20 protein-coding genes and 1 riboswitch are annotated in these 19,878 nt (G+C 67.5%); of the genes, 5 read left to right on the forward strand and 15 right to left on the reverse strand.

Annotated features, from left to right (window positions below; all coding sequences use genetic code 11):
• Positions 1-55 precede the first annotated feature (55 nt).
• Positions 56-733, reverse strand: coding sequence for a hypothetical protein (locus AZL_RS07895; RefSeq protein ID WP_148219254.1), 678 nt, complete (start codon positions 731-733; stop codon positions 56-58).
• A gap of 387 nt (positions 734-1,120) precedes the next feature.
• On the opposite strand from AZL_RS07895, the gene AZL_RS07900 reads away from it, so the two are divergent.
• Entirely contained in the window at positions 1,121-2,746 is a 1,626-nt protein-coding gene (locus AZL_RS07900; RefSeq protein ID WP_012974103.1) for a hypothetical protein, read from the forward strand.
• A 186-nt stretch (positions 2,747-2,932) separates the two neighbouring features.
• On the opposite strand, the gene AZL_RS07905 is transcribed toward AZL_RS07900, so the two are convergent.
• From AZL_RS07905 to AZL_RS07915, 3 genes are all read right to left on the reverse strand, one after another.
• Complete coding sequence (locus AZL_RS07905) at positions 2,933-3,487, reverse strand: hypothetical protein (RefSeq protein WP_012974104.1); 555 nt, start codon at positions 3,485-3,487, stop codon at positions 2,933-2,935.
• On the reverse strand, positions 3,484-4,095 hold the full coding sequence (locus tag AZL_RS07910; protein ID WP_042443645.1) for a hypothetical protein: 612 nt from the start codon (positions 4,093-4,095) through the stop codon (positions 3,484-3,486). The genes AZL_RS07905 and AZL_RS07910 overlap by 4 nt, the downstream gene beginning before the upstream one ends.
• A 171-nt stretch (positions 4,096-4,266) precedes the next feature.
• Complete coding sequence (locus AZL_RS07915; RefSeq protein WP_012974106.1) at positions 4,267-5,439, reverse strand: acetoin utilization protein AcuC; 1,173 nt, start codon at positions 5,437-5,439, stop codon at positions 4,267-4,269.
• Between the two features lie 87 nt (positions 5,440-5,526).
• Positions 5,527-5,633: riboswitch (TPP riboswitch) on the forward strand.
• A 62-nt stretch (positions 5,634-5,695) separates the two neighbouring features.
• Here AZL_RS07915 and AZL_RS07920 point away from each other — a divergent pair.
• From AZL_RS07920 to AZL_RS07930, 3 genes are read left to right on the forward strand one after another with little or no spacing between them, the layout of a single operon-like run.
• Complete coding sequence (locus tag AZL_RS07920) at positions 5,696-6,427, forward strand: ABC transporter ATP-binding protein (protein ID WP_247894171.1); 732 nt, start codon at positions 5,696-5,698, stop codon at positions 6,425-6,427.
• On the forward strand, positions 6,424-7,191 hold the full coding sequence (locus AZL_RS07925) for an ABC transporter permease (RefSeq protein WP_012974108.1): 768 nt from the start codon (positions 6,424-6,426) through the stop codon (positions 7,189-7,191). The genes AZL_RS07920 and AZL_RS07925 overlap by 4 nt, the downstream gene beginning before the upstream one ends.
• A gap of 31 nt (positions 7,192-7,222) precedes the next feature.
• Positions 7,223-8,164, forward strand: a complete 942-nt coding sequence (locus AZL_RS07930; protein WP_012974109.1) for an ABC transporter substrate-binding protein — start codon at positions 7,223-7,225, stop codon at positions 8,162-8,164.
• A 241-nt stretch (positions 8,165-8,405) separates the two neighbouring features.
• On the opposite strand, the gene AZL_RS07935 is transcribed toward AZL_RS07930, so the two are convergent.
• Positions 8,406-9,746 (reverse strand): IS1380-like element ISAzs3 family transposase, encoded by a 1,341-nt coding sequence (locus tag AZL_RS07935; RefSeq protein WP_012973088.1) that lies wholly within the window; start codon positions 9,744-9,746, stop codon positions 8,406-8,408.
• A gap of 168 nt (positions 9,747-9,914) precedes the next feature.
• Between AZL_RS07935 and AZL_RS07940 the strand changes: the two genes are divergently transcribed.
• Positions 9,915-10,742, forward strand: coding sequence for a universal stress protein (locus AZL_RS07940; protein WP_012974110.1), 828 nt, complete (start codon positions 9,915-9,917; stop codon positions 10,740-10,742).
• Positions 10,743-10,784: 42 nt separating this feature from the next.
• On the opposite strand, the gene AZL_RS07945 is transcribed toward AZL_RS07940, so the two are convergent.
• The 10 genes from AZL_RS07945 to AZL_RS07990 form a co-directional block, all read right to left on the reverse strand.
• Entirely contained in the window at positions 10,785-11,597 is an 813-nt protein-coding gene (locus AZL_RS07945) for an inositol monophosphatase family protein (protein ID WP_012974111.1), read from the reverse strand.
• Positions 11,598-11,634: 37 nt separating this feature from the next.
• Entirely contained in the window at positions 11,635-12,231 is a 597-nt protein-coding gene (locus AZL_RS07950; protein ID WP_012974112.1) for a hypothetical protein, read from the reverse strand.
• A gap of 130 nt (positions 12,232-12,361) precedes the next feature.
• Positions 12,362-12,676, reverse strand: a complete 315-nt coding sequence (locus tag AZL_RS07955; RefSeq protein ID WP_042442800.1) for a hypothetical protein — start codon at positions 12,674-12,676, stop codon at positions 12,362-12,364.
• Positions 12,677-12,841: 165 nt separating this feature from the next.
• On the reverse strand, positions 12,842-14,083 hold the full coding sequence (hflX, locus tag AZL_RS07960; protein WP_247894172.1) for a GTPase HflX: 1,242 nt from the start codon (positions 14,081-14,083) through the stop codon (positions 12,842-12,844).
• A 91-nt stretch (positions 14,084-14,174) separates the two neighbouring features.
• Complete coding sequence (hfq, locus tag AZL_RS07965) at positions 14,175-14,423, reverse strand: RNA chaperone Hfq (protein WP_012974114.1); 249 nt, start codon at positions 14,421-14,423, stop codon at positions 14,175-14,177.
• A 63-nt stretch (positions 14,424-14,486) separates the two neighbouring features.
• Positions 14,487-15,215: an HAD family hydrolase gene (locus AZL_RS07970; RefSeq protein WP_012974115.1), complete on the reverse strand. Its 729-nt coding sequence runs from the start codon at positions 15,213-15,215 to the stop codon at positions 14,487-14,489.
• Between the two features lie 36 nt (positions 15,216-15,251).
• Positions 15,252-15,659 (reverse strand): type II toxin-antitoxin system VapC family toxin, encoded by a 408-nt coding sequence (locus AZL_RS07975; protein WP_012974116.1) that lies wholly within the window; start codon positions 15,657-15,659, stop codon positions 15,252-15,254.
• 7 nt (positions 15,660-15,666) lie between these two features.
• Positions 15,667-15,936 (reverse strand): type II toxin-antitoxin system Phd/YefM family antitoxin, encoded by a 270-nt coding sequence (locus tag AZL_RS07980; RefSeq protein WP_012974117.1) that lies wholly within the window; start codon positions 15,934-15,936, stop codon positions 15,667-15,669.
• Positions 15,937-15,999: 63 nt separating this feature from the next.
• Positions 16,000-17,400, reverse strand: coding sequence for a sigma-54-dependent transcriptional regulator (locus AZL_RS07985; protein ID WP_012974118.1), 1,401 nt, complete (start codon positions 17,398-17,400; stop codon positions 16,000-16,002).
• Positions 17,390-19,708: a sensor histidine kinase NtrY-like gene (locus AZL_RS07990; RefSeq protein WP_012974119.1), complete on the reverse strand. Its 2,319-nt coding sequence runs from the start codon at positions 19,706-19,708 to the stop codon at positions 17,390-17,392. Before AZL_RS07990 ends, AZL_RS07985 begins: the two co-directional genes overlap by 11 nt.
• Between the last annotated feature and the right edge of the window lie 170 nt (positions 19,709-19,878).

Raw genomic sequence — 19,878 nt, forward strand, 5'->3', positions numbered from 1 at the left:
TGACAACGCTCGTATCGCCCCGAAGCACCCCCTGTCGCAACGGTCCCGGCGATGTTCAGCGTCCGGCCGGACCAAGCCAATCGATACCGCTTGGAGAACGCGCCCCCCCGGTTCCGTTCGCCCGGGCTGTCGCGGCTCTCGATGGCGGCGGCACGGGCGCCGGTTCGCTGGCGAGCCAGGACGCGTGCCCTTCGGACCTGTGGTCGGTCACCCGGATGGATGGCGGCGCGGATGGTGGAGCGGCCAGCGGCGAGGCGGGAACAACGGGAGCCGCCAAGGCGGCTTGCCGCGGGCGAGCGGGTGGTTCAGCCGGGCGCGATGAAGCGGGCTCCAGCGCCGGCGCGCCGCCATCCATACCGCCGTCAGCGCCCGCATCCTCGTCGTCCTCATCCTCCTGGTCGTTCCAACGCTCGTTCCAGGCCGGTGAGGCGGGTTGCCGCAAGCGCGGCGCATCGGCGGCGCCCAACCAGGAGGGGCGCTCGTCGTCGGGCAAGGGACCGGTCCGGGTGCTGAGATGCCGGGCCTGCTCGCGAATTTCCAGCAGGGTGGTGACCGCCAGTTGCAGCAGCGGGGCGAGAATCATGGGATCGGCCATTTCCTCGGCGCTCAACGCGGCGAAGCGGTCGCGTACGGTCTCCACCGCCTGTTCCACGCCGTCGCGCAGGATGCCGGCCTCATGCGACAGCCGTTCCAGATCCTCTCGCAGGGCGGAGATTTCGCACGCCTGCCTCAATTCGTGAAAGCCGATGCCGCCACCCCCGGCAGCCGATGCCTTCGCGGACCTCCGGTCCCGTGACGAACCAAAATCGTGAGGCATCCTGCCTTAACCCCGATTCCAAGCCCAGCCCGATCAACAAGCTCAAAACGGCAACCCCCGCAACCACCCCGCGGTTCCAAAACCCCATGTCACGGCGCCTTGCGGAGCGTCGGCGAAGTTGCCCGACATCGTGACTAGCCCCTTGACCGGGCTGGGATGTTTAGCGTCGTTTATGTCGTTTGGAAACCGTTTGCGCGTAATGGCCGCTTGTACTATTTTTTCGGCTCGAGGGGAATGGATTCCTTGTGATCCAACATCCGGACGCCGCCCCGCCGTTCTTTCATCTTGCCGGAATCCCATACGGTGTCGATCGACCGCTCGGAACTTGAACGGCTCCTTGCCGATCGCCCGGCTGGCAGCCGCAGCGCCATGCAGGCGGTTCGCGAGAGCTACGCAGACATCGGACTGATGCGCGAGCGCGGCCTGTCCTGGGCCGAAATCTCCGATCTGCTGGCGAAGCTGGGGGTAACCGCCCGCGACAACCAGCCGATCTCGCCCGTCACCCTGCGATCCGCCTTCTTCCTGGTCGGGAGCGAGGGCCGGGGGGGCACCATCGGCGGCGACCATGCCGCCGCTTCCGCCCCCACCCCCACCCCTGTCGAAACCTTGGCCGCCGTGCATGAAGCGGCCTTGTCGTCGGGTATGAAGGACGAGACGCCGACGTCGGATGGGCAGGACGTCGCCGACCCCGGCACACCGCCCGCCACCGATGGACAGGATGCCGGGCCGGAACCGGCAACGGACGGGATTGGTGAGACCGTGGCGGAGGAAGCGCCCGTCTCCGACGCCGCACCCGTTCCACAGCCGGTCGAAGCCGAACCCGAGCTTGGCCCCTCCGTCTCAAACCTGCTGGCTCCGGCGACCGCGGCGGCGGCCGAGGATGAGCCGGACGCCACGGGGACAGAGGGGGAGACGGACACCGAGCCGACGGCCGATTCCGGGGCCAGTTCAAGGACCGAATCCGGGCCCGGCAGCGAAACCGTCATTCCCACCTCCGACATCACCGGCCCGGCCCCTCGGCCGGCCTCCCCCCATACGCCCGCGACGGCCATGCCGGATACCGGACCTTCGGTGTCTCCGTCGCCGTTCTCCCCAATGACTCAAGACGACTCAACAAACGCACACTGGAAAGGCGATCGCATGCTGGGCACGATCTTCGTCCTCAATGACCGTGGCGGCGTCGGCAAGACGCTGCTGTCCCATCACCTGATGGCGACCGCCATGCTGGAAGGCCTGCAACTGAAGGTCGTCGAGTACGAGGTGAACGAGCGTCTCGCCCGTCTGTTCGGCCCGGACATGGTCGAACACCGCCGCATCACCCAGGATTTCATGAACCTGATGGGGTCGGGCGACGGCTTCTACGAGTTCTGGGATCTGATCGGGCCGGAGCTGCAACGCGGCGGCCGGCTGTATGATTTCGGCGGCAACATCTCCCAGTGGTTCTTCAACTGGGCCGAGGTGTCGGGCTTCGACTATTATGTCGGCGACGGCGAGCGGCTGACCTTCATGGTTCCGGTGACCGTCGACCTCGCCTCGCTCTCCACCGGCATGACGACGCTGGAACGCGTGGCGACCATCGCCCCGAAGGCCAAGCGCGTCCTGGTGGAGAATGGCTTCTCCGGTCCCTTCTCCCAGCTGGAGGACAGCCAGTACGCCCGCCGCAAGGCCGAGATGGTCGAGCGCGAAGGCTTGCAGGTCATCTCCATGCCGCCCTGCACCGCTCCAGCCTGGGCGCGTCTGACCGGCCATCGTCTCGATCAGGTGGCGACCATGACCCGCGAGGATCTGGTCAAGCTTGGCATGACCCCGCCGGTCGCCTCGCGTTCGCTGATCATCATCCATGAATGGCTGCGCAACATGCGTCAGGCGCTGTCGCCTTACCTGCACGACGCCTTCCGCCAGACCCCGGCCGCCGCCAAGACGCGCTGAGGATCCGCCGGCCGCTCAAGGCTGGCCGCTCAAGGCTTGTTCCCAATGGCCCTTCTCCCCTTCGGGGGAGGAGGGTTTTTCATGACTACAGCGTCGTGCGTTTAATATGAAACGCACGACGCTGTAGTTCTCCGTATGGCGATCGGATTCACGCTTCACATCGATTCCGATTTTACGCGATCCGATCTAGGCCGCGCTGCGCGCCGAACTGGCGCTATAGAGGTCCTCCTTGACCGCCGCCACCGACTTCACCTGATAACCCGGCCGCGCGCTGAAGCGGCGGCTGGCCCGTTCGGCGGCCTCGCGTTCCGACTCGGCCCAGACCAGATAATCGCGCCCGCGGGCCCATTCGACGGCCAGCGGATGGGCGGCGTCGATCTCGCCGATCTGCTGGTTCACCACGGTCACCAGCCATTCCTTGTCGCCGGGATTGCGCCTGTCGGTCAGGATCAGGATCTGCGGGCGCCGTTTCGATTGCGCGGCGGTCAGGCGCTGCTGGACCTCGACCTGCTTCTTGCGCAGTTCCACGATCTCGTTGGTCAGCGCCTCGATCTCGGCATGAAGCCCCTCCTCCTCCCGATGGAGGCGGTGGATGGTATTGTCCAGCTTGTCCTGGGAGTTGCGGACGCCCCGCACCCGCTGGCGTGTCAGCGACACCCGCTGCTCGACGGTCATCAGCACATTGCACAGCCAAGCGCCGATGGCGACGATGGCCAGGACGATGATGAAGTTGATCATCATGGGATGGCCCCCGTCCTGGCCCCCGTCCTGGCCCGCGCGGTGGCGGGTGGCGTGGGAGCGCCCTTGCCGCCGCCACGCGCATCGCCGCGCATGAAGGTCTTCTGGAAGCCCAGCTTGAAGGGAAAGGCGACGTCGCACATCTGCTTGGCCTCATCGAAACTCGAGGCCCAGATCTCGGCGACATTGGTGCAGCGCCAGATCGGATTCACCTGGGTCCGCTCACCGGACGCCCGCGCGGCGGACGACGCCTTCTCCTGGGTCACGGTGGCGGCGAACCTCATCAGGCCCGCCTGCGGGTCGCCAACCTCGTGAACGAACACCGGCGGCTGTTCGGCAAGATCACGGATTTGCTTCTCAACCTTGCGGATGTCGCTCTCCAGCCGGTTGCGATCATTGGACTGGCTGTTGCGGCGCTGAACAAGCTGGTTGACCCGGTTTTGCAGATCCTGCGCCTCGGCATGCAGCACATAGACGCGGTTTTCGATCTGATCCAGCCCGCTGCTCTTTTCCACGATGTTCGGCAGGAAATCCTTCAGCATCATGGCGACCGGAATGGCGGCCAGCATGATGATGACGACGGCGATCAGGAACAGCGTCGTATTCGACATCCGCCCGCCCATTCTCCCGCCAAGCCCGCTTCATCCGACCCGCCGAAGGAAACGGAAGTGGCACCCCTCTCGACGATCGAGAATCAACAAACAATCCGACTCCGTCAACAAATCGTCATAGTCCCGTCCGCAATTCATTGGAGCTCCGGTCCGGTCGCGGCCGGGCACCGTTCAGGATAGCGCCATCTCCGCCACCCGCCTCACCGCATCGCGCACCGGTCCGGGGCGCCGCTCGTCGCCCAGGGTGGTGAACCAATGGTCCGGCGGGTTGCGGCCGGCGGCGCGGTTCCAGGTCAGGGCGCGCAGCACCGCCTCGGCCTCCGCCGTCGGCGTCACGGCGGGATCGATACCGTTCATCACCGCCCAGATCCCGGCCCAACAGCGTCCAACCGACCAGGGGTTGTAACCACCACCGCCCACCACCAGAACACGTGGCGCCAGCGGCAGCAACGCCGTCACCGCATCCCACAATGCCCGGTTGGACAGTTCTAGCCGGCTGAGCGGATCCTCGGCCAGAGCATCGGCTCCGGTCTGGATCACCATCGCCTGGGGACGGAAGGAGCGGGCCAGCGGCAGGATCGCCGCCGCCATCACATGCTCCATCTCGCTGTCGTTGAAGCCGGGCGGCACCGGCAGGTTGCGGGCCATGCCGCCGGCGCGATCCTCCGCCTTGCCGGTGTAGGGCCAGCGGCCATCCTCATGGACCGAGACGGTCAGCACCCGGTCATCGTCGGCGAAGGCCAACTCCACCCCGTCGCCGTGGTGGGCGTCGAGATCGACATAGAGCACCCGCTCCAGCCCATGGTCCAACAGTTCCAGGATGCCCAGAACCGGCGCGTTGAAATAGCAGAAACCGCTGGCCCGGTCGCGCCGCGCATGATGGGTGCCGGCCGCCGGGGCATAGACCAGCCCGGCCGGCCGGTCGCCCAGGATGCGCGCCGCCTGCAAGGCCGATCCGCTGCTGTGCGCCGGCCGCCGGTACATCTCGGCGAAGATGGGATTCTCCAGCTTTCCCAGATTGTGGCGGGCGGCGGTCGCCTCGTCCACCCGCTGGTCCGCCTCCGCCCGCTTCAGCGCGGCGATGTAGTCGGTGGTGTGGAAGCGCGCCAACTCCTGTTCGCTCGCGACATGGGTGTCGAGATAGATCTCGTCCGGCAGCCAGCCCATCGCGCGGCTGAGGTCGATGGCGGTCGAGACACGCGGAATCGCCAGCGGGTGTTTCGGCCCATAGGTCGAGCCGCGATAGATCTCGCCACCGATGAACAGCGGGGTGCGGAGAGGCGTGGTCAGGGTCTGGACTCCCTCGTTCGCGCCAGAAACTAGGTGCCGCCGCGTGGCGGTCAAGCGCCTTCCCCGGAGGCCCGCTTCCGCGCTTCGGAAGTCCGGTCCCGCAATGCTTGCGGTCGCGGATCGTCCGCGCCTATAGTCGCCGCCTTCACTGGGGGGAGCCGATGGGCGGCTGAGAGGTCCCGTTGCGGGACGACCCCTGGAACCTGATCCGGTTCATGCCGGCGTAGGGATCAGTGATGCGGACCCGCAGCCTTTCCATCTCCACCCGTTCATCCTCCGCCACTTCGCCATGCCCGCCCCGATGCCGACGATGATGCCGCTCTCGGTGACGATCCGGCGCGCGCGGCTGACCTATGGCGGCACGCTGCTGTTTTCCGACCTGACGCTGGAGCTGCCGGCCGGCCGGACCACCTGCCTGCTGGGGCCGAGCGGCGTCGGCAAGACCACGCTGCTGCGCATTCTCGCCGGGCTGGCCGAACCAGAGCCGCCGACCGAGGTCGCCACCGGCGATGGCCAGCCGCTGGCCGGCCGCATCGCCTACATGGCCCAGCAGGACCTGCTGCTGCCCTGGCTGACCCTTCTCGACAATGTCCTGCTGGGTGACCGGCTGCGCCACCGCCGCCCCGATCCGTCGCGGGTGGAGCAGGCAAAGGCGCTGCTGGACCGTGTCGGGCTGGCGGGGCGGGAGCGCGACCGCCCGGCCGCCCTGTCCGGCGGGCAGCGGCAGCGGGTGGCGCTGGCCCGCACGCTCATGGAGGACAGGCCGCTGGTCCTGATGGACGAGCCCTTCTCCGCCCTCGACGCCATCACCCGGCTGCGTTTGCAGGAGACGGCGGCGGAGACGCTGGCCGGCCGCACCGTTCTGATGGTGACGCACGACCCGCTGGAGGCGCTGCGCATCGGCGACCGCCTGCATGTGATGACCGGGCGGCCCGCCATCATGGGGCCGGCGTTGGAACCCTCCGGCCCGGTGCCGCGCCGCGTCGATGATCCCGACCTGCTCGCCCATCAGGCCGAGCTGTTGCGGAGGCTGGCGGAATGAAGGCCCTGCTGCGTGTGGCGGTCACGCTCGCGGTGCTGGTCGCCGGTTGGCAGGCGCTGGTCTGGGCCACCGGCCTGCCGCGCTACCTGCTGCCCGGCCCGCTGGCGGTGGCGGACGTCCTGCGGCGGCAGGCCCCCCTGCTGTGGACCCATGGCCTGACCACGCTGGCCGAGATCCTGATCGGTCTGACGGCCGGGGTGACGCTGGGCGGGGTCAGCGCCCTGCTGCTGGCCCGCTTCCGCACGGCGCGGCGCTGGCTGATGCCGCTGCTGCTGGTCAGCCAGGCGATCCCGGTCTTCGCGCTGGCGCCGCTGCTGGTGCTGTGGCTGGGCTACGGCATGATGTCCAAGATCGCCATGGCGGTGCTGGTCATCTATTTCCCGGTGACGACCGCCCTGTTCGACGGGCTGCGGCGCACCGATCCCGGCTGGCTCGACCTCGCCCGCACCATGGGCGCCTCGCCAGCCGCCATGCTGTGGAACATCCGCCTGCCCGCCGCCCTGCCCGCCTTCTGGTCCGGTGTGCGGGTCGCCGCCGCCGTGGCCCCCATCGGCGCGGTGATCGGCGAATGGGTGGGGTCCTCCTCCGGGCTCGGCTATCTGATGCTGCACGCCAACGCCCGCATGCAGATCGACCTCCTGTTCGCCGCGGTTCTGGTACTGGGGCTGTTCGCGGTGACGCTCTATGCCGCCGTCGACGCGCTGGCCCGCCGCGCCCTGCCCTGGCAACCCGATACCCAACCCGCAGAAGACGCCAACCCTTGAAGGGGAGAGACACCCGATGAGACACCTGCCGATGAAGCACCTGCTCACCGCCGGCCTGATGGCCGCCAGCCTGATGACCTCGCTTCCGGCATCGGCCCAGGACAAGCTGTCCGTGATGCTGGACTGGTTCGTCAACCCCGACCACGCACCGCTGGTGGTGGCGCAGGAGAAGGGGTTCTTCAAGGATGCCGGGCTGGACGTGACGCTGACGGCGCCGGCCGATCCCAACGACCCGCCGAAGCTGGTCGCCGCCGGCGGCGCCGACATCGCCGTGTCCTATCAGCCGCAGCTGATCCTGCAGGTGGCGGAGGAACTGCCGCTGGTCCGCATCGGCACGCTGGTGTCGACGCCGCTGAACTCGGTCGTCGTTCTGCGCGACGGGCCGGTGAAGACGCTGAAGGACCTGAAGGGCCGCAAGGTCGGCTATTCCATCGCCGGTTTCGAGGACGCCCTGCTGGGCGCCATGCTGGAGAAGCAGGGCCTCGGCCTGAAGGATGTCGAGCTGGTCAACGTCAATTTCTCCCTCTCGCCGTCGCTGCTGTCGGGGCAGGTCGACGCGGTGGTCGGCGCCTTCCGCAATTTCGAGCTGAACCAGATGGAGATCGAGAAGCATCCCGGCCGCGCCTTCTACCCGGAGGAGGAAGGGGTTCCGCCCTATGACGAGCTGATCCTGGTCGCGCGCAAGGACAAGGCCAACGATCCGCGCTTCAAGCGCTTCCTGGCGGCGGTGGAGCGGGCGACTCTCTACATCCTGAACCACCCGGAGGAGGCGCAGGCCGCCTTCGTCAAGGACCGGCCGGAACTGAACGACGAGCTCAACCGCCGCGCCTGGGCCGACACGCTGCCGCGCTTCTCCCACAGCCCGGCGGCGCTGGACGGCGAACGCTACACCCGCTTCGCCGAGTTCCTGAAGGCGCGCGGGCTGATCAAGACCGTGGCGCCGCTGGACCAGTATGCGGTGGTGGTGAAGTAACCCCGTCATCGCCGCGGCAATCCGTCCCCACCCCCTGCCGCCATTGCCATCGGCCCCGGCGGAGCGTTACCTAGCCGCCTTTATTCACCAGGGTGGCGAGCGGTCTGGTCGCCGCGTTGAGATGATCAACGTTGGGCTGTATGGGCGCGCGTCGTCGGCCGCCGCGCTGACGGCGGCGTGACGGTGTCGGAGTTGGTGGTGGAGGGGATTGGGTGACGGCTGGGGCACGCTGCCCCGGTGCTCAGCAGATGAGCCGGGGCATGCGGCCGAGGGCGAGGTGGATGATCGCCTGATCAGGCGCGCTGGTCGGCAGGTGCACCTTGATCTGCGTCTTCATCTCCACGATACGCGCGGCGGTCTTCACCAAGCGCAGCCGCAAGGTGTCGAATTGCACCGTGCGCCAGCGGGAGCGTTTCGGCATCAGCGAGCGCAGGCTCCACAGCAGCCAGTACGCCCCGGCGTGCAGGAACAGGCGGAACTGGTTGGCCGTCGCCTTGGTGCAGGAGGTCCGGTCTGCGGCAAGGTGGGATTTCCAGGCTTTTATATGATTTTCCGCCTGTCCCCTCGCGCAATACAGGCCGGCATACAGCCAGCGACCCGTGCCGTGGCGTAGGTTGGTGACGATGAAGCGGCTGTCGGTGCCCTGGTCTCCTGCCTCGACGCGCGCGACGATGCGGCGGACCCGGCTCCAGGTGCTGGCCCCGTCATAGAATTCCTTGAAGCGGCGCACCTTGTCGGCTCCGGGCATGGCCTGGAAGCGCGCCGCGGTGCTGGCCTCCAGCGTGGTGACGTGACGGCGCAGTGTGCTGCTGGTCGGCAGACCGAGCACGTAGTCGAGCCCCTCCGCCTCGCACCAGTCCAGCACCTCCGGGCAGGCGTAATGGCCGTCGGCGCGCAGCAGGATCTCGGTCTTGGGCCAGTTTGCCCGAATGGCGCGGAGCAGGCGACGCAGGAAGGTCCGGATCTCCGTCCCCTTGGGCCGCTTGGCTGGGCGCAGCACAGCGGTGACAAAGCGGCCGTTGCCGTCGAAGACAACGATGGGCTGGAAGCCGTACTCGTCATAATGGGCGTTGAACAGGCGCAACTGCTGACCGCCATGCACCGTGTCGAAGGTGTCGTCTACATCCAGCACGATGCGCTTGGGCACCTGGCGAAAGGACGCGCAGTAGAGATCGACCATGGCTCGGCCCATGCGCAGCAGTGCGCGGGTATCCGGCAGGTTCTCCAGGCGCGAGATGGTGGCTTGCGAGCAAAGGTCACGCTCGGACGGCAGGCGTTCCAGGGCCATCTTGAACAGCGGGTCGGAGCGTAGGCTGCCGGCGTCGTTGCCGTCCTCGTAGCCCGCCGCGATGGCCAGCAGGCGAAAGCCGATGATGTCGGCCAGCGAATGCACGGTGCGCGTTGGATCGCGCGGGTCCTCAATACAGGCGGCCAGCCGATCGGCAATCCGCAGCCGCTTCGCCACCTCCCGCAGCACCAGCAGCCCGCCATCGGAGGACAGGCGGCCGCCATCAAAGCGCCCGATCACCGGCTTTCCAGCAACGGGTGACAGGCCGGGCAGCGGCAGGGTATGATCAACCATGGCGGGTGGGCGCTCCGGAAACGGCAGGAGTTGGCGTCAGCACCCAAATCCTACGGCCGCTCAACGGATGCCGCTACACCCGCCAACCCTCATGAATTTTCCCGGCTAGAGGGAAATCGCTCCGCCGGCTGATGGTGGACCAGGCGAAGAATTGGGAGACGCGAGGGCATGCCGATCAAGACCATCCTGCTGCACATGGCCAATGACGACGCCCACGCCAGCCGTCTGGCGGTCGCCGCCGCGTTGGCCAAGCGCTTCTCCGCCCATATCCAGGCGCTCTACATCGCCACCCCGGTGTCAATGCCGGCCGGGGCGACCGGCCGTGCCGCCTCCTACGGCTATATGGCCGAGGCCACCGCCATCGCCCACGAGAATGCAGAGCGGATCGGACAGGAGGTCAGGCAGGCGCTCGACGGCCTGCCCTATGACTGGGCGGTCGAGGAAGGCGACCATGTCGATCTGCTGGCGGAGCGCGCGTCCTACGCCGATCTGGTCGTCGTCGCGCAATCGGCGGCGGTGCGGTCGGGCGAGCGGGTGTCGCTGCATCATATCCCGGACCGCCTGCCGATGGCGACCGCCACCCCGGTCCTGGTCCTGCCTCCCAGGCAAACGGCCGCCGCGGTCATCGGCCGCCATGTCCTGATCGCCTGGAAGAACAGCCGCGAATCGGCCCGCGCCGTCCGCGCCGCCATGCCCTTCCTCGAGGCGGCGGAGTCCGTCACCGTCCTGACCATCGAACCGTTGGGAGTGCAAACCTGCGACGCCGCCGCCCTGGTCGAGTGGCTGCACCGCCACGGCATCGCCGCCCGCCCCCAGTCGGTCATCGCCTCGGGCGGCGAGGTCGGCGACATGATCCTGTCCTGCTGCGCCGACCAGGGCGCCGACCTGCTGGTGATGGGTGCCTATGGCCATTCCCGCCTGCGCGAGCTGGTGCTGGGCGGCGCCACCCGCAAGGTTCTGGAAGGCTTGAGCCTGCCGGCGTTGCTGGCGCATTGAGGAGGCGGGCGCGCCGCAATGCGCCCGGCTCTTTCCCTCAGATCATCCGAACAATTGCTGGTGCAGCGCCTGCCAGCTCTCGCGGTCGGGCGCCAACAGAAGGCTGCCTTGCAGCAATCCCGGCCGATAGGGCGTGCCGTCGATCAACGCCGAATAGCCGCCCGCTTCCGCGTGCAGCAGGACACCGGCGGCATGGTCCCACGGCATCAGCCGGTGATAGAGCGAATAATGCGCCCGCCGCTCCAGCAGCCGCAGATATTCCTGGGCGGCGCTCGACAAGCAGACCCGCGGCGCCAACCCGGCGCCGCGCTCCTCCAATTGCCGCGCCATTCCGTCGCTGCAAAAGCGGGTCGACAGCGCGCCGACCATCTCAGGCAACGGCACGGCGGGGGCGACCTCGACCCGGCCCCCATCCAACCAGGCCCCCCGCCCCTTCACCGCCGTCGCCATCCGGCCATCGACCGGGTCATGGATCCAGCCGGCCACCGTCTCGCCCTTGCAGGCGAGCGCCACGATCACCGCGAACATCGGCCGGCCCTGGGCGAAATTGATCGTGCCGTCCACCGGGTCGATGATCCAGACCGGATCGTCGCCGTGAATGCGGTCGAGCACGCGCTCGTCCTCCGACGCCGCCTCCTCGCCGATGACACGGCTGCCCGGCAGCAGCGCCGACAAGGCTGGGGTCAGAGCCCGCTCCGCCGCCTCGTCCGCCAGCGTGACGAGGTCGGTCGGTCCGGTCTTCTGCCGGATACCGGAGGCGTCGAGCTTCTGGAAATAGGGCATGATCTCCGTTCGCGCGACGGAACGGATCAGGTCGGAGACGTGGTCGATGTCGGGAAGCGGGAAACCCGTCATGATGGAAAGGCCTCTTATGGCTTGAGGATATGGCGGATCAACGCTTCGCCGCCGGCTTGCCGCCGGGCGCGCTGTCCAGCTTCAACATGGGATCACCGCCCTTCGGGTCGGTCAGCAGCACCTTGCCGTCAAGCCCGCTGTCCTTCAGCGCCTTCGACAGGCCATCCAGGGTGGCACGGTCGGCCGCCGCCGCCGCCGCTTCCTTCGCGGGATCGGGTGCCGGGGGTGGCACGGGGCCGCCCACCGCCGGTTGGCGCGGCGCCTTGGGATCGGGAGGGGGGGGCGGGGATGGAGTCCCGGCGGTTTCCTTCTCCGGCTCCGGCGGAGGTGGCGGCGGAGGTTGCCAAAGGCGGAAACAGTCGGTGAAGGCCGGCTGCTTGCACTCCTTGAGCAGTCCGGCGGCATCCGGCGCCATGACCTGTGGTTCGTCGGGAGCGACCGACAGCGGCTTCGGCGGCGGCGGAATCGGGTCTTCGGGCGGCACCTCCGGTTCCTCGACATAGCCGGGCGGCAGCGGCATAGCCGGACGCACCGGTTGCGCCGCCAGAGGCGGGGCGACCGCCAGCAGCAGCGACAGCGCCGGCGGCAGGAGAGCAGCGCCGGTCAGAACGGGGCGGGAAGGGAAACGGGGCACGACGGAACCGCGGCGATGGCGAAGGCCTCATTATGGCCTGCCATCGCCGGCGCCGTCATCCCTCAAGCGCATAGGGCCTCAAGCGCATAGGGCCTCAAGCGCAGGGCCTCAAGCGTGTGGCGATCCGCCGTCAGGCGGCGGCACGATGTTCGTGGTGGCTTTTGCCGGCGAATCCGGACGAACGCCGGCCGTCACCATACCCCCACGCCGCCAGTTCACGGCAGATCGCCGCGATCTTCGCACCTTCGTCGGCATTCGGCTCCCGCTCGGCCGCCGCGTCGATCAGGCGCATCAGCGTCGCCCGGCCCTCCGGACTGCGCGAAAGCTCCTGCAACCGCAGCAGAGCCGCCCCCGGCGGCAACTTCTCCTCACGGGCGACGAGCGCCACCTGATCGGCGAGGAAGGCCGTGATCGAGAAACAGGATGGATCGGTTTGCAACCGCATGGTCAGTCCTCCTCAAAAGGGGGAGCACAACCGCTCCAATCCCATCATCGGACCCCGAGGGGGAAATGACCACGCCGCAATCGTCTTAAGACCGGAGTGGGGTGCGACAGGTCATAGCCCCGGACCGCACCCCTTTCCGTTTGGTCAGTCCGCCGACGGCACCGCTTAAGGTTGCGGTTGCGGCTCGCCGGACGGCTGGAACCGCTTGGCGAAGCGGGCGAGGTCGACGGGATCGATAGAGACGTGCAGATGCGCCCGCTCCTCGTCGTCCCGCCGCTCCAGCACCTCGCTCCGGGCATAGAGCCAGGCCAAGGCCGCTCCGTCGCCCAACCCCACCGACAGATCCACGACCTGACGGTTGACGTTCATCCGCTGGTCCAGCAGGCGGTCGAGATCGTCGATCCCCTCGCCGGACAGGGCGGACACCGCGACCGCACGCGGGTTGCGGCCGGTCTGAACCAGGATCGCCGCGCGGCTTTCCTCGTCCAGCGCGTCGATCTTGTTCAGCACCTCGATGACCCGGTCGTCGATCTCCGGGTCGATGCCCATGTCGGACAGAACCTCATGGACATCGGCCTTCTGGGCCTCGCTGTCGATGTGGGCGATGTCGCGGACATGCAGGATGATGTCGGCGGCGTCCACCTCCTCCAGCGTGGCGCGGAAGGCGGCGACGAGGCCGTGCGGCAGGTCGGAGATGAAACCGACCGTGTCCGACAGGATCACCTTGCGACCCGACGGCAGCGTCACCTGCCGCATGGTCGGATCGAGCGTGGCGAACAGCAGATCCTGGGCGAAGACATCGGCGTTGGCCAACCGGTTGAACAGCGTCGATTTGCCGGCGTTGGTGTAGCCGACCAGCGCCACCACCGGGTACGGCACCTTGGCGCGCGCCTTGCGGTGAAGGCCACGGGTGCGCCTTACCTCCTCCAGCTCCTTCTTGATCTTGATGATCCGGTCGCCGATCAGGCGGCGGTCAAGCTCGAGCTGGGATTCGCCGGGGCCGCCGAGGAAGCCGAAACCGCCGCGCTGGCGTTCAAGGTGGGTCCAGGACCGCACCAGGCGGGATTTCTGATAGGTCAGGGAGGCCAGTTCGACCTGTAGCATGCCTTCCCGAGTACGGGCGCGGGCGCCGAAGATCTCCAGGATCAGGCCGGTGCGGTCGATGACCTTCGCCTTCAGAGACCGTTCCAGGTTGCGCTGCTGGACCGGCGACAGGGCATGGTCGAGAATGACGAGGGCCGCCTCGCTCTCCTCGACCACCTGTGCCAGTTGCTCAACCGTGCCGGAGCCGAGCAAGGTCGACGGCTGCGGACGGTTCACCTTGGCGCATTCGGCATGGACGACGTCCAGCTGAATCGCTTGGGCGAGACCGACCGCCTCCTCAAGCCGGGATTCGGGAGGGCGCATGTCCCCGTCCGCCTCGCTGCGGAGGACGGGGTGGACCACGATGGCCCGCGCGGCGCCTTCAGGGGCCGCGCCGTTACCATTGGTCAAGGGATCAGACGCTTTCACCTTCCTTGGGCGGCTCGAAAAGTTGAATGGGATGGGCCGGCATGACGGTCGAAATCGCATGCTTGTAGACGAGCTGGGAGTGCGCGTCGCGCCGCAGCAGTACGGAGAAATTGTCGAACCAAGTGATGATGCCCTGGAGTTTCACGCCGTTCACGAGAAAGACGGTTACGGGAGTCTTATTCTTACGGACGTGGTTCAAAAACACGTCCTGCACGTTTTGGCTTTTTTCAGACATTTTTCATGCCCCCTTCTTCAATGTTCTTGGGACCCCTAATTCTTAGGCGGTCCGCTCCCCGTTTCACGGTGTAGGTTTGGCAGACACAGAGACCGACTCGACAGCCGCTCGCAGGGATATGGTATCACCATCGCCGTCAACCAAGCCATACAGGACGCGGTGAAGCGCTGTGCAGTCGGTGTGGCGATGGGCGGGCGGATGACGGTCGAAACCGCTCCCCTCGCCCTGCCCTATTAGCACCGGAACGAGCCCGGCGCCATGGGCGCATTCCATGTCGATGTCGGCGTCGCCGAGAAACCAGACATGCAGTCCCGGTTCGATGCCCGCCGGTTCAAGCGCCATCCGCACCGGGGCGAGGTGCGGCTTGTCGAATTCGGCATCCTGGGCGCCGACCAGCCTGCCGAAATAGCGGGTCCAGCCCAGCGCCTCGGCCTCCGCCCGCAGGAACTTGCCATTCTTGTTGGACACCACCGCCTGATAGACGCCGCGCTCGTGCAAATGGGCCAGCAGCGCTTGCGCACCCGGCAGCGGCTTCAGCCCGTCGAGATGGTGGGCGGCGAAATAGCCGTAGAACAGGTCGCGCGCCTCGGTCCAGCGCTCGCCGAAGATGCCCGGAAAACTGTCGCGCAGCGACGCCTTGATCCGCTCGCGCGCCTCCTCGGCAGTCCAGGGATCGAAGCCGAAGGAGACCAGCGCATGATTCAGCGCCGCGCGCACGGTGTCCCAGTTGCTGACCAGGGTGTTGTCCCAGTCATAGAGAACGGCGCGCGGCAGGGTGATGGGGACGGACAAGGGAATGCTCCGGTCAAATCGGCAGAGGCCATGAATTCAGCAAGGATGTACCCGGATGGTCCCCGATGCGGCGGCATAATCATGGATCAGCCTGTCCCGGGTCATGAGAGGGACTCCGAGTTCGCGGGCCGTGGCGATCAGCAGCCGGTCGGCCGGGTCGCCATGCAAAGGCTCCGGCAGACTTGACGCGCCGAGCGCCGCATCCAGCGAAAGCGGCAGACAGCGCAACCCGGCAGCGGCAAGAAACCGCTGCATCCAGGCCGCAGGTTCGAGATCCAGGCGAATTCGCCCCTTGCGCACCAGCGTTCCGATCTCCCATGCGGAGACCGTGGAGACAAGAAGCCCTCCGGCCAGCCTCTCCCCCTCTATACGCTCGCGTGCGAGGGAAGAAAGCTCGATCCCGGCATCGAGCCAAAGGATGGCATGGGTATCGAGAAGGATCATGGGGCGGTCACCGGTGAAGGATCCCGCGCTCGGCATCGAGGATGTCGTCGTCAAAGGTCGGCTGGGTCAGATCATGGTCGCCGACCACCTCCACCGAACCGGGATGGGCGCCGAATAGTGGCGGCAACGCGCGATCCGGGGGATTCAGTTCCGCCACGGGGCGGCCGTGCCGGGTGACCACGATCTTGGCGACGCGACGGTCCTCCAGATCATCGAACAGCGACAGGCACTTCGCCTTGAATTCAGTCACACTGACCGTGACGACCGGCAACCCCATCGCGGCCTCCGTGAAATGGTCAATCTTATATGACCAGTTCGACGTCGCCGCGCAAGGGACGGATCACTCGATGAACATCTTGCCCTTCTCGCTGCCATGGACGCCCAGCGACTTCAGCTTGCGGTGAAGGGCGGAGCGTTCCATGCCGACGAAGGACGCGGTGCGCGAGATGTTGCCGCCGAAGCGGGTGACCTGGGCCAGCAGATATTCGCGCTCGAACACCTCGCGCGCCTCGCGCAGCGGCAGCCCCATGATCTCGCCGCCCTTGTCCCATTTCAGCACCGTCGGCGTGATCGCGCCGATCTCCGGCGGCAGGGTGTCAGCGCGGATCGGCTCCTTCGGATCGCCATGGGCCATGATCAGCAGCCAGTCGACGACATTGCGCAGTTGGCGCACATTGCCCGGCCAGTCATAGGCCTGGAGGGCGGCCATCGCGTCCTCGCCGAATTCGCGGACCGGCAGGCCCGACGCCTCGGCGGACCGCTGCATGAAATGGCGGGCCAGCACCGGGATGTCCTCGCGGCGCTCGGCCAGCGACGGCACCCGGATCGGCACCACCGACAGGCGGTAGAACAGATCCTGGCGGAAGCGCCCCTGCTCGATCTCCGCCTGGAGATCGCGGTTGGAGGTGGCGATGACGCGGACATCGACCTCGACCCGCTGGCCACCGCCGACCCGCTCGAACACCTGTTCCTGCAAGGCGCGGACGATCTTGCCCTGGGTTTCCAGCGGCATGTCGGCGACCTCGTCCAACAGCAGCGTGCCGCCATGGGCCTGCTCGAAGGTACCGATCTTGCGGCCGGTGCCATCGACGCCGGCCTCGGTGCCGAACAGCTCCATCTCCAGCCGCTCGGGCCGCATGGTGGCGCAGTTCAGCCCGACGAAGGGGCCGCCGGCCCGGCGCGAGCGGGCATGGATCAGGCGGGCGACCACCTCCTTGCCGGCGCCGGCGGGGCCGGAGATCAGCACGCGGCTGCCGGTCGGCGCCACCCTGTCGATCGACTGGCGCACCTGATTGACGGCGGAGGAGCGGCCGATCAGCTCGACATCGCCGCCGGCGCGCAGCTTCAGCTCCTGGTTCTCGCGCTTCAGCCGCGCCGCCTCGATGGCGCGTTCCACCATCAGCAGCAGCCGGTCGGCCTTGAACGGCTTTTCGATGAAGTCGTAGGCGCCGATCTTGATCGCCTGGACGGCGGTCTCGATGTTGCCATGGCCGGAGATCATGATGACCGGCAGGTTGCCATGGTCCCGCATCAACTGCTCCAGGATCTGCAAGCCGTCCAGCCTGCTGCCCTGCAACCAGATGTCGAGCACGACAAGGCTCGGCCGGCGCGCCGCGACCTGGGCGAAGGCCTGATCGGCATCGGCGGCCTCGCGCGTCTTGATGCCTTCGTCGTTCAGGATGCCGGCTATCAGCATCCGGATATCGGCCTCGTCATCGACGATCAGAATGTCATGCGCCATGGGCTTCGTGCCTCATCTCTCCGCCGGTCTCCGCCGGCCTGTCGTTACGTCCGCCCGCATCGCTCGCGGTCGCAACCGGGTGTGGAATGACCAGCGTCACGCGCGCCCCGGACCCGCCATCGCGATCCTCCAGGGTCAGCACGCCGCCATGGTCCTCCATGATCTTCTTGACGATGGCGAGCCCGAGCCCGGTGCCCTTGGCCCGCGTCGTCACATAGGGTTCGGTCAGCCGGTCGCGCTGTTCGCCGCCGGGCAGGCCCTTGCCATTGTCCTCGACGGTGACGACGACCTTCTCGCCGTCATCCTCCACCGCGATCGCCACCTCGCCGGGCGGCAGTACCGCCCCATCGGCGGCGGGCGGGCGCCCTTCGATGGCGTCCGCCGCGTTCTGCAGCAGGTTGGTCAGCGCCTGGGAAATCTGCCGGCTGTCGCAGGCCACGGTCAGCGGTCCCTGCGGCAGCCGGGTGTCGAACCGGATTTTGCCGCTGTGCGCGCTGGATTGCAGGAACACCGCCTGCCGGACCAGATCGTTGATGTTGACCGGCTTCATCACCGGCTGCGGCATCCGCGCGAAGGCGGAGAACTCGTCCACCATGCGGCGGATGTCATCGACCTGCCGGACGATGGTGTCGGTGCACATGGTGAAGACCTCCGTATCGCTGGAGATCTCCTTCAGATATTTGCGGCGCAGCCGTTCGGCCGAGAGCTGGATCGGCGTCAGCGGGTTCTTGATCTCATGGGCGATGCGGCGGGCGACATCGGCCCAGGCCGCCTTGCGCTGCGCCGACACCAGTTCGGTGATGTCGTCGAAGGTCACGACATAGCCGCGCACGTCGCCGCCACGCAGTTCCGCCGCGATACGGACCAGCAGGGTCAGCGTCGGCTTGCCGGGACGCCGGATTTGGATCTGGTCCTGCACGACGCGGCCGGGCTTCCTCGGCGCGTTGTCCAGCAGGTCGCCGATGTCCGGCAGCAGTTCCGCCAGCGGCATGCCGACCAGCCTTTCCGCATCCTCCTCGTCCAGCAGGCGGGCGGCGGACAGGTTCGGCAGGTTGATGATGCCCTCGGCGTCGACACCCAGCACGCCGGCCGACACGCCGGACAGCACCGTCTCGGTGAAGCGGCGGCGCTCGTCCAGCAGCCGGTTGGTCGACAGCAGCTCCCGCCGCTGGCCCTCGATCTCGGTGGTCATGCGGTTGAAGGCGCGGGACAGCAGGACGAACTCGTCCTCGCCCGGCGGCTCCGACACGCGGACGGTCAGGTCACCGGCGCGCACCCGCTCGGCGGCACCGATCAGCGCGCTGATCGGGCGGACCAGCCGCGTCGCGAAATTCAGCCCCGCCCACACCGCCGCCAGCAGCAGCAGCATCGCCACCACCAGGAAGATCAGGGTGAAGGTGACCTGGAGGCTGCCGCGCTGGTTCTCCAGCGCGGTGTATTCCTTCACCGCCCCCTCGGCCGAGGCCATGTGCTGGAGCACGCGGGGCTCCACCATGCGGCCGACATAGAGGAAGGTGTCGGACACCCGGTCCAGGCTGACCAGTGCGCGGACGCGGTCGTCGGATTCCTTGACGATCAGCGCGACCTCGCCGCCGCGCGCCTGCTGGATCTTCTCCTCCGGGATCGGCTCGAACTCCAGGGTGAAGGTATAGCCGGCCCGCGCGATGATGGCGCCGGTGGTGCCGTTGAAGACGATGGCCTCCGACAGGGTCCGCAGCATCGCCTGGGTGGCGACCACCTGCTCGAACCGCTCGGGATCGCTGGAAAGCCGGGCCTCCTGCGACAGGTCGTTGGCCATCGCCAGGGCGTCGGCGCGGATGTTCTGCTGATGCTCATGCAGATAGGCGCTGGCGACCACCAGCGATTCGTTCACCGCCGTGCGCACCCGGTCGCTGAACCAGCTCTGCACCCCGACATAGAAGAACAGGGTGGAAAAGACCGTCATGATGATGGCCGGCGCCACCGCAAGCAGGCTGAACACCAGCACCAGACGGGTATGCAGCCGCGAGCCGGCCAGCCCGCGCCGCCGACCGATCAGGATGGTGACGATGCGCCGCGCGATCAGCACGCCCAGCGTCAGCAGGATCGCGAGATCGAGCGTCAGCAGAAGCGTCACCGTCCGCGGGTTGGCCTGCCCGAACGGCGCGCTTTCCGTCATCGCCGCATAGGTGGCGAAGCCGGCGGCCAGCGCCGCCAGCGACAGGGCGAACGCCAGCCGCTTGCCCAGGCCGACCTGCCGGGACCATTGGAGAAACTTGTGCCAGAGCGGCCTCTGGCCGGCTGCTGCGGTGTCCGAGTTGGCTGACATGGTCCGGCGCTGATCTGTTGCCGGAAAGATACACCTCTGTTGCGGCTCTGCCAAGCCGCAATGGCTCTGCCTTTCGGACAGAGCCGCCTACACCGGAATGCACAAGCGCAACCGGGCGGCTGCGGTTCTTGAACCACCACCGCCCGCGCCAAGGATGTGTCACAATTTTA

This window comes from Azospirillum sp. B510, assembly GCF_000010725.1.
GTDB classification, from domain to species: Bacteria; Pseudomonadota; Alphaproteobacteria; order Azospirillales; family Azospirillaceae; genus Azospirillum; species Azospirillum lipoferum_B.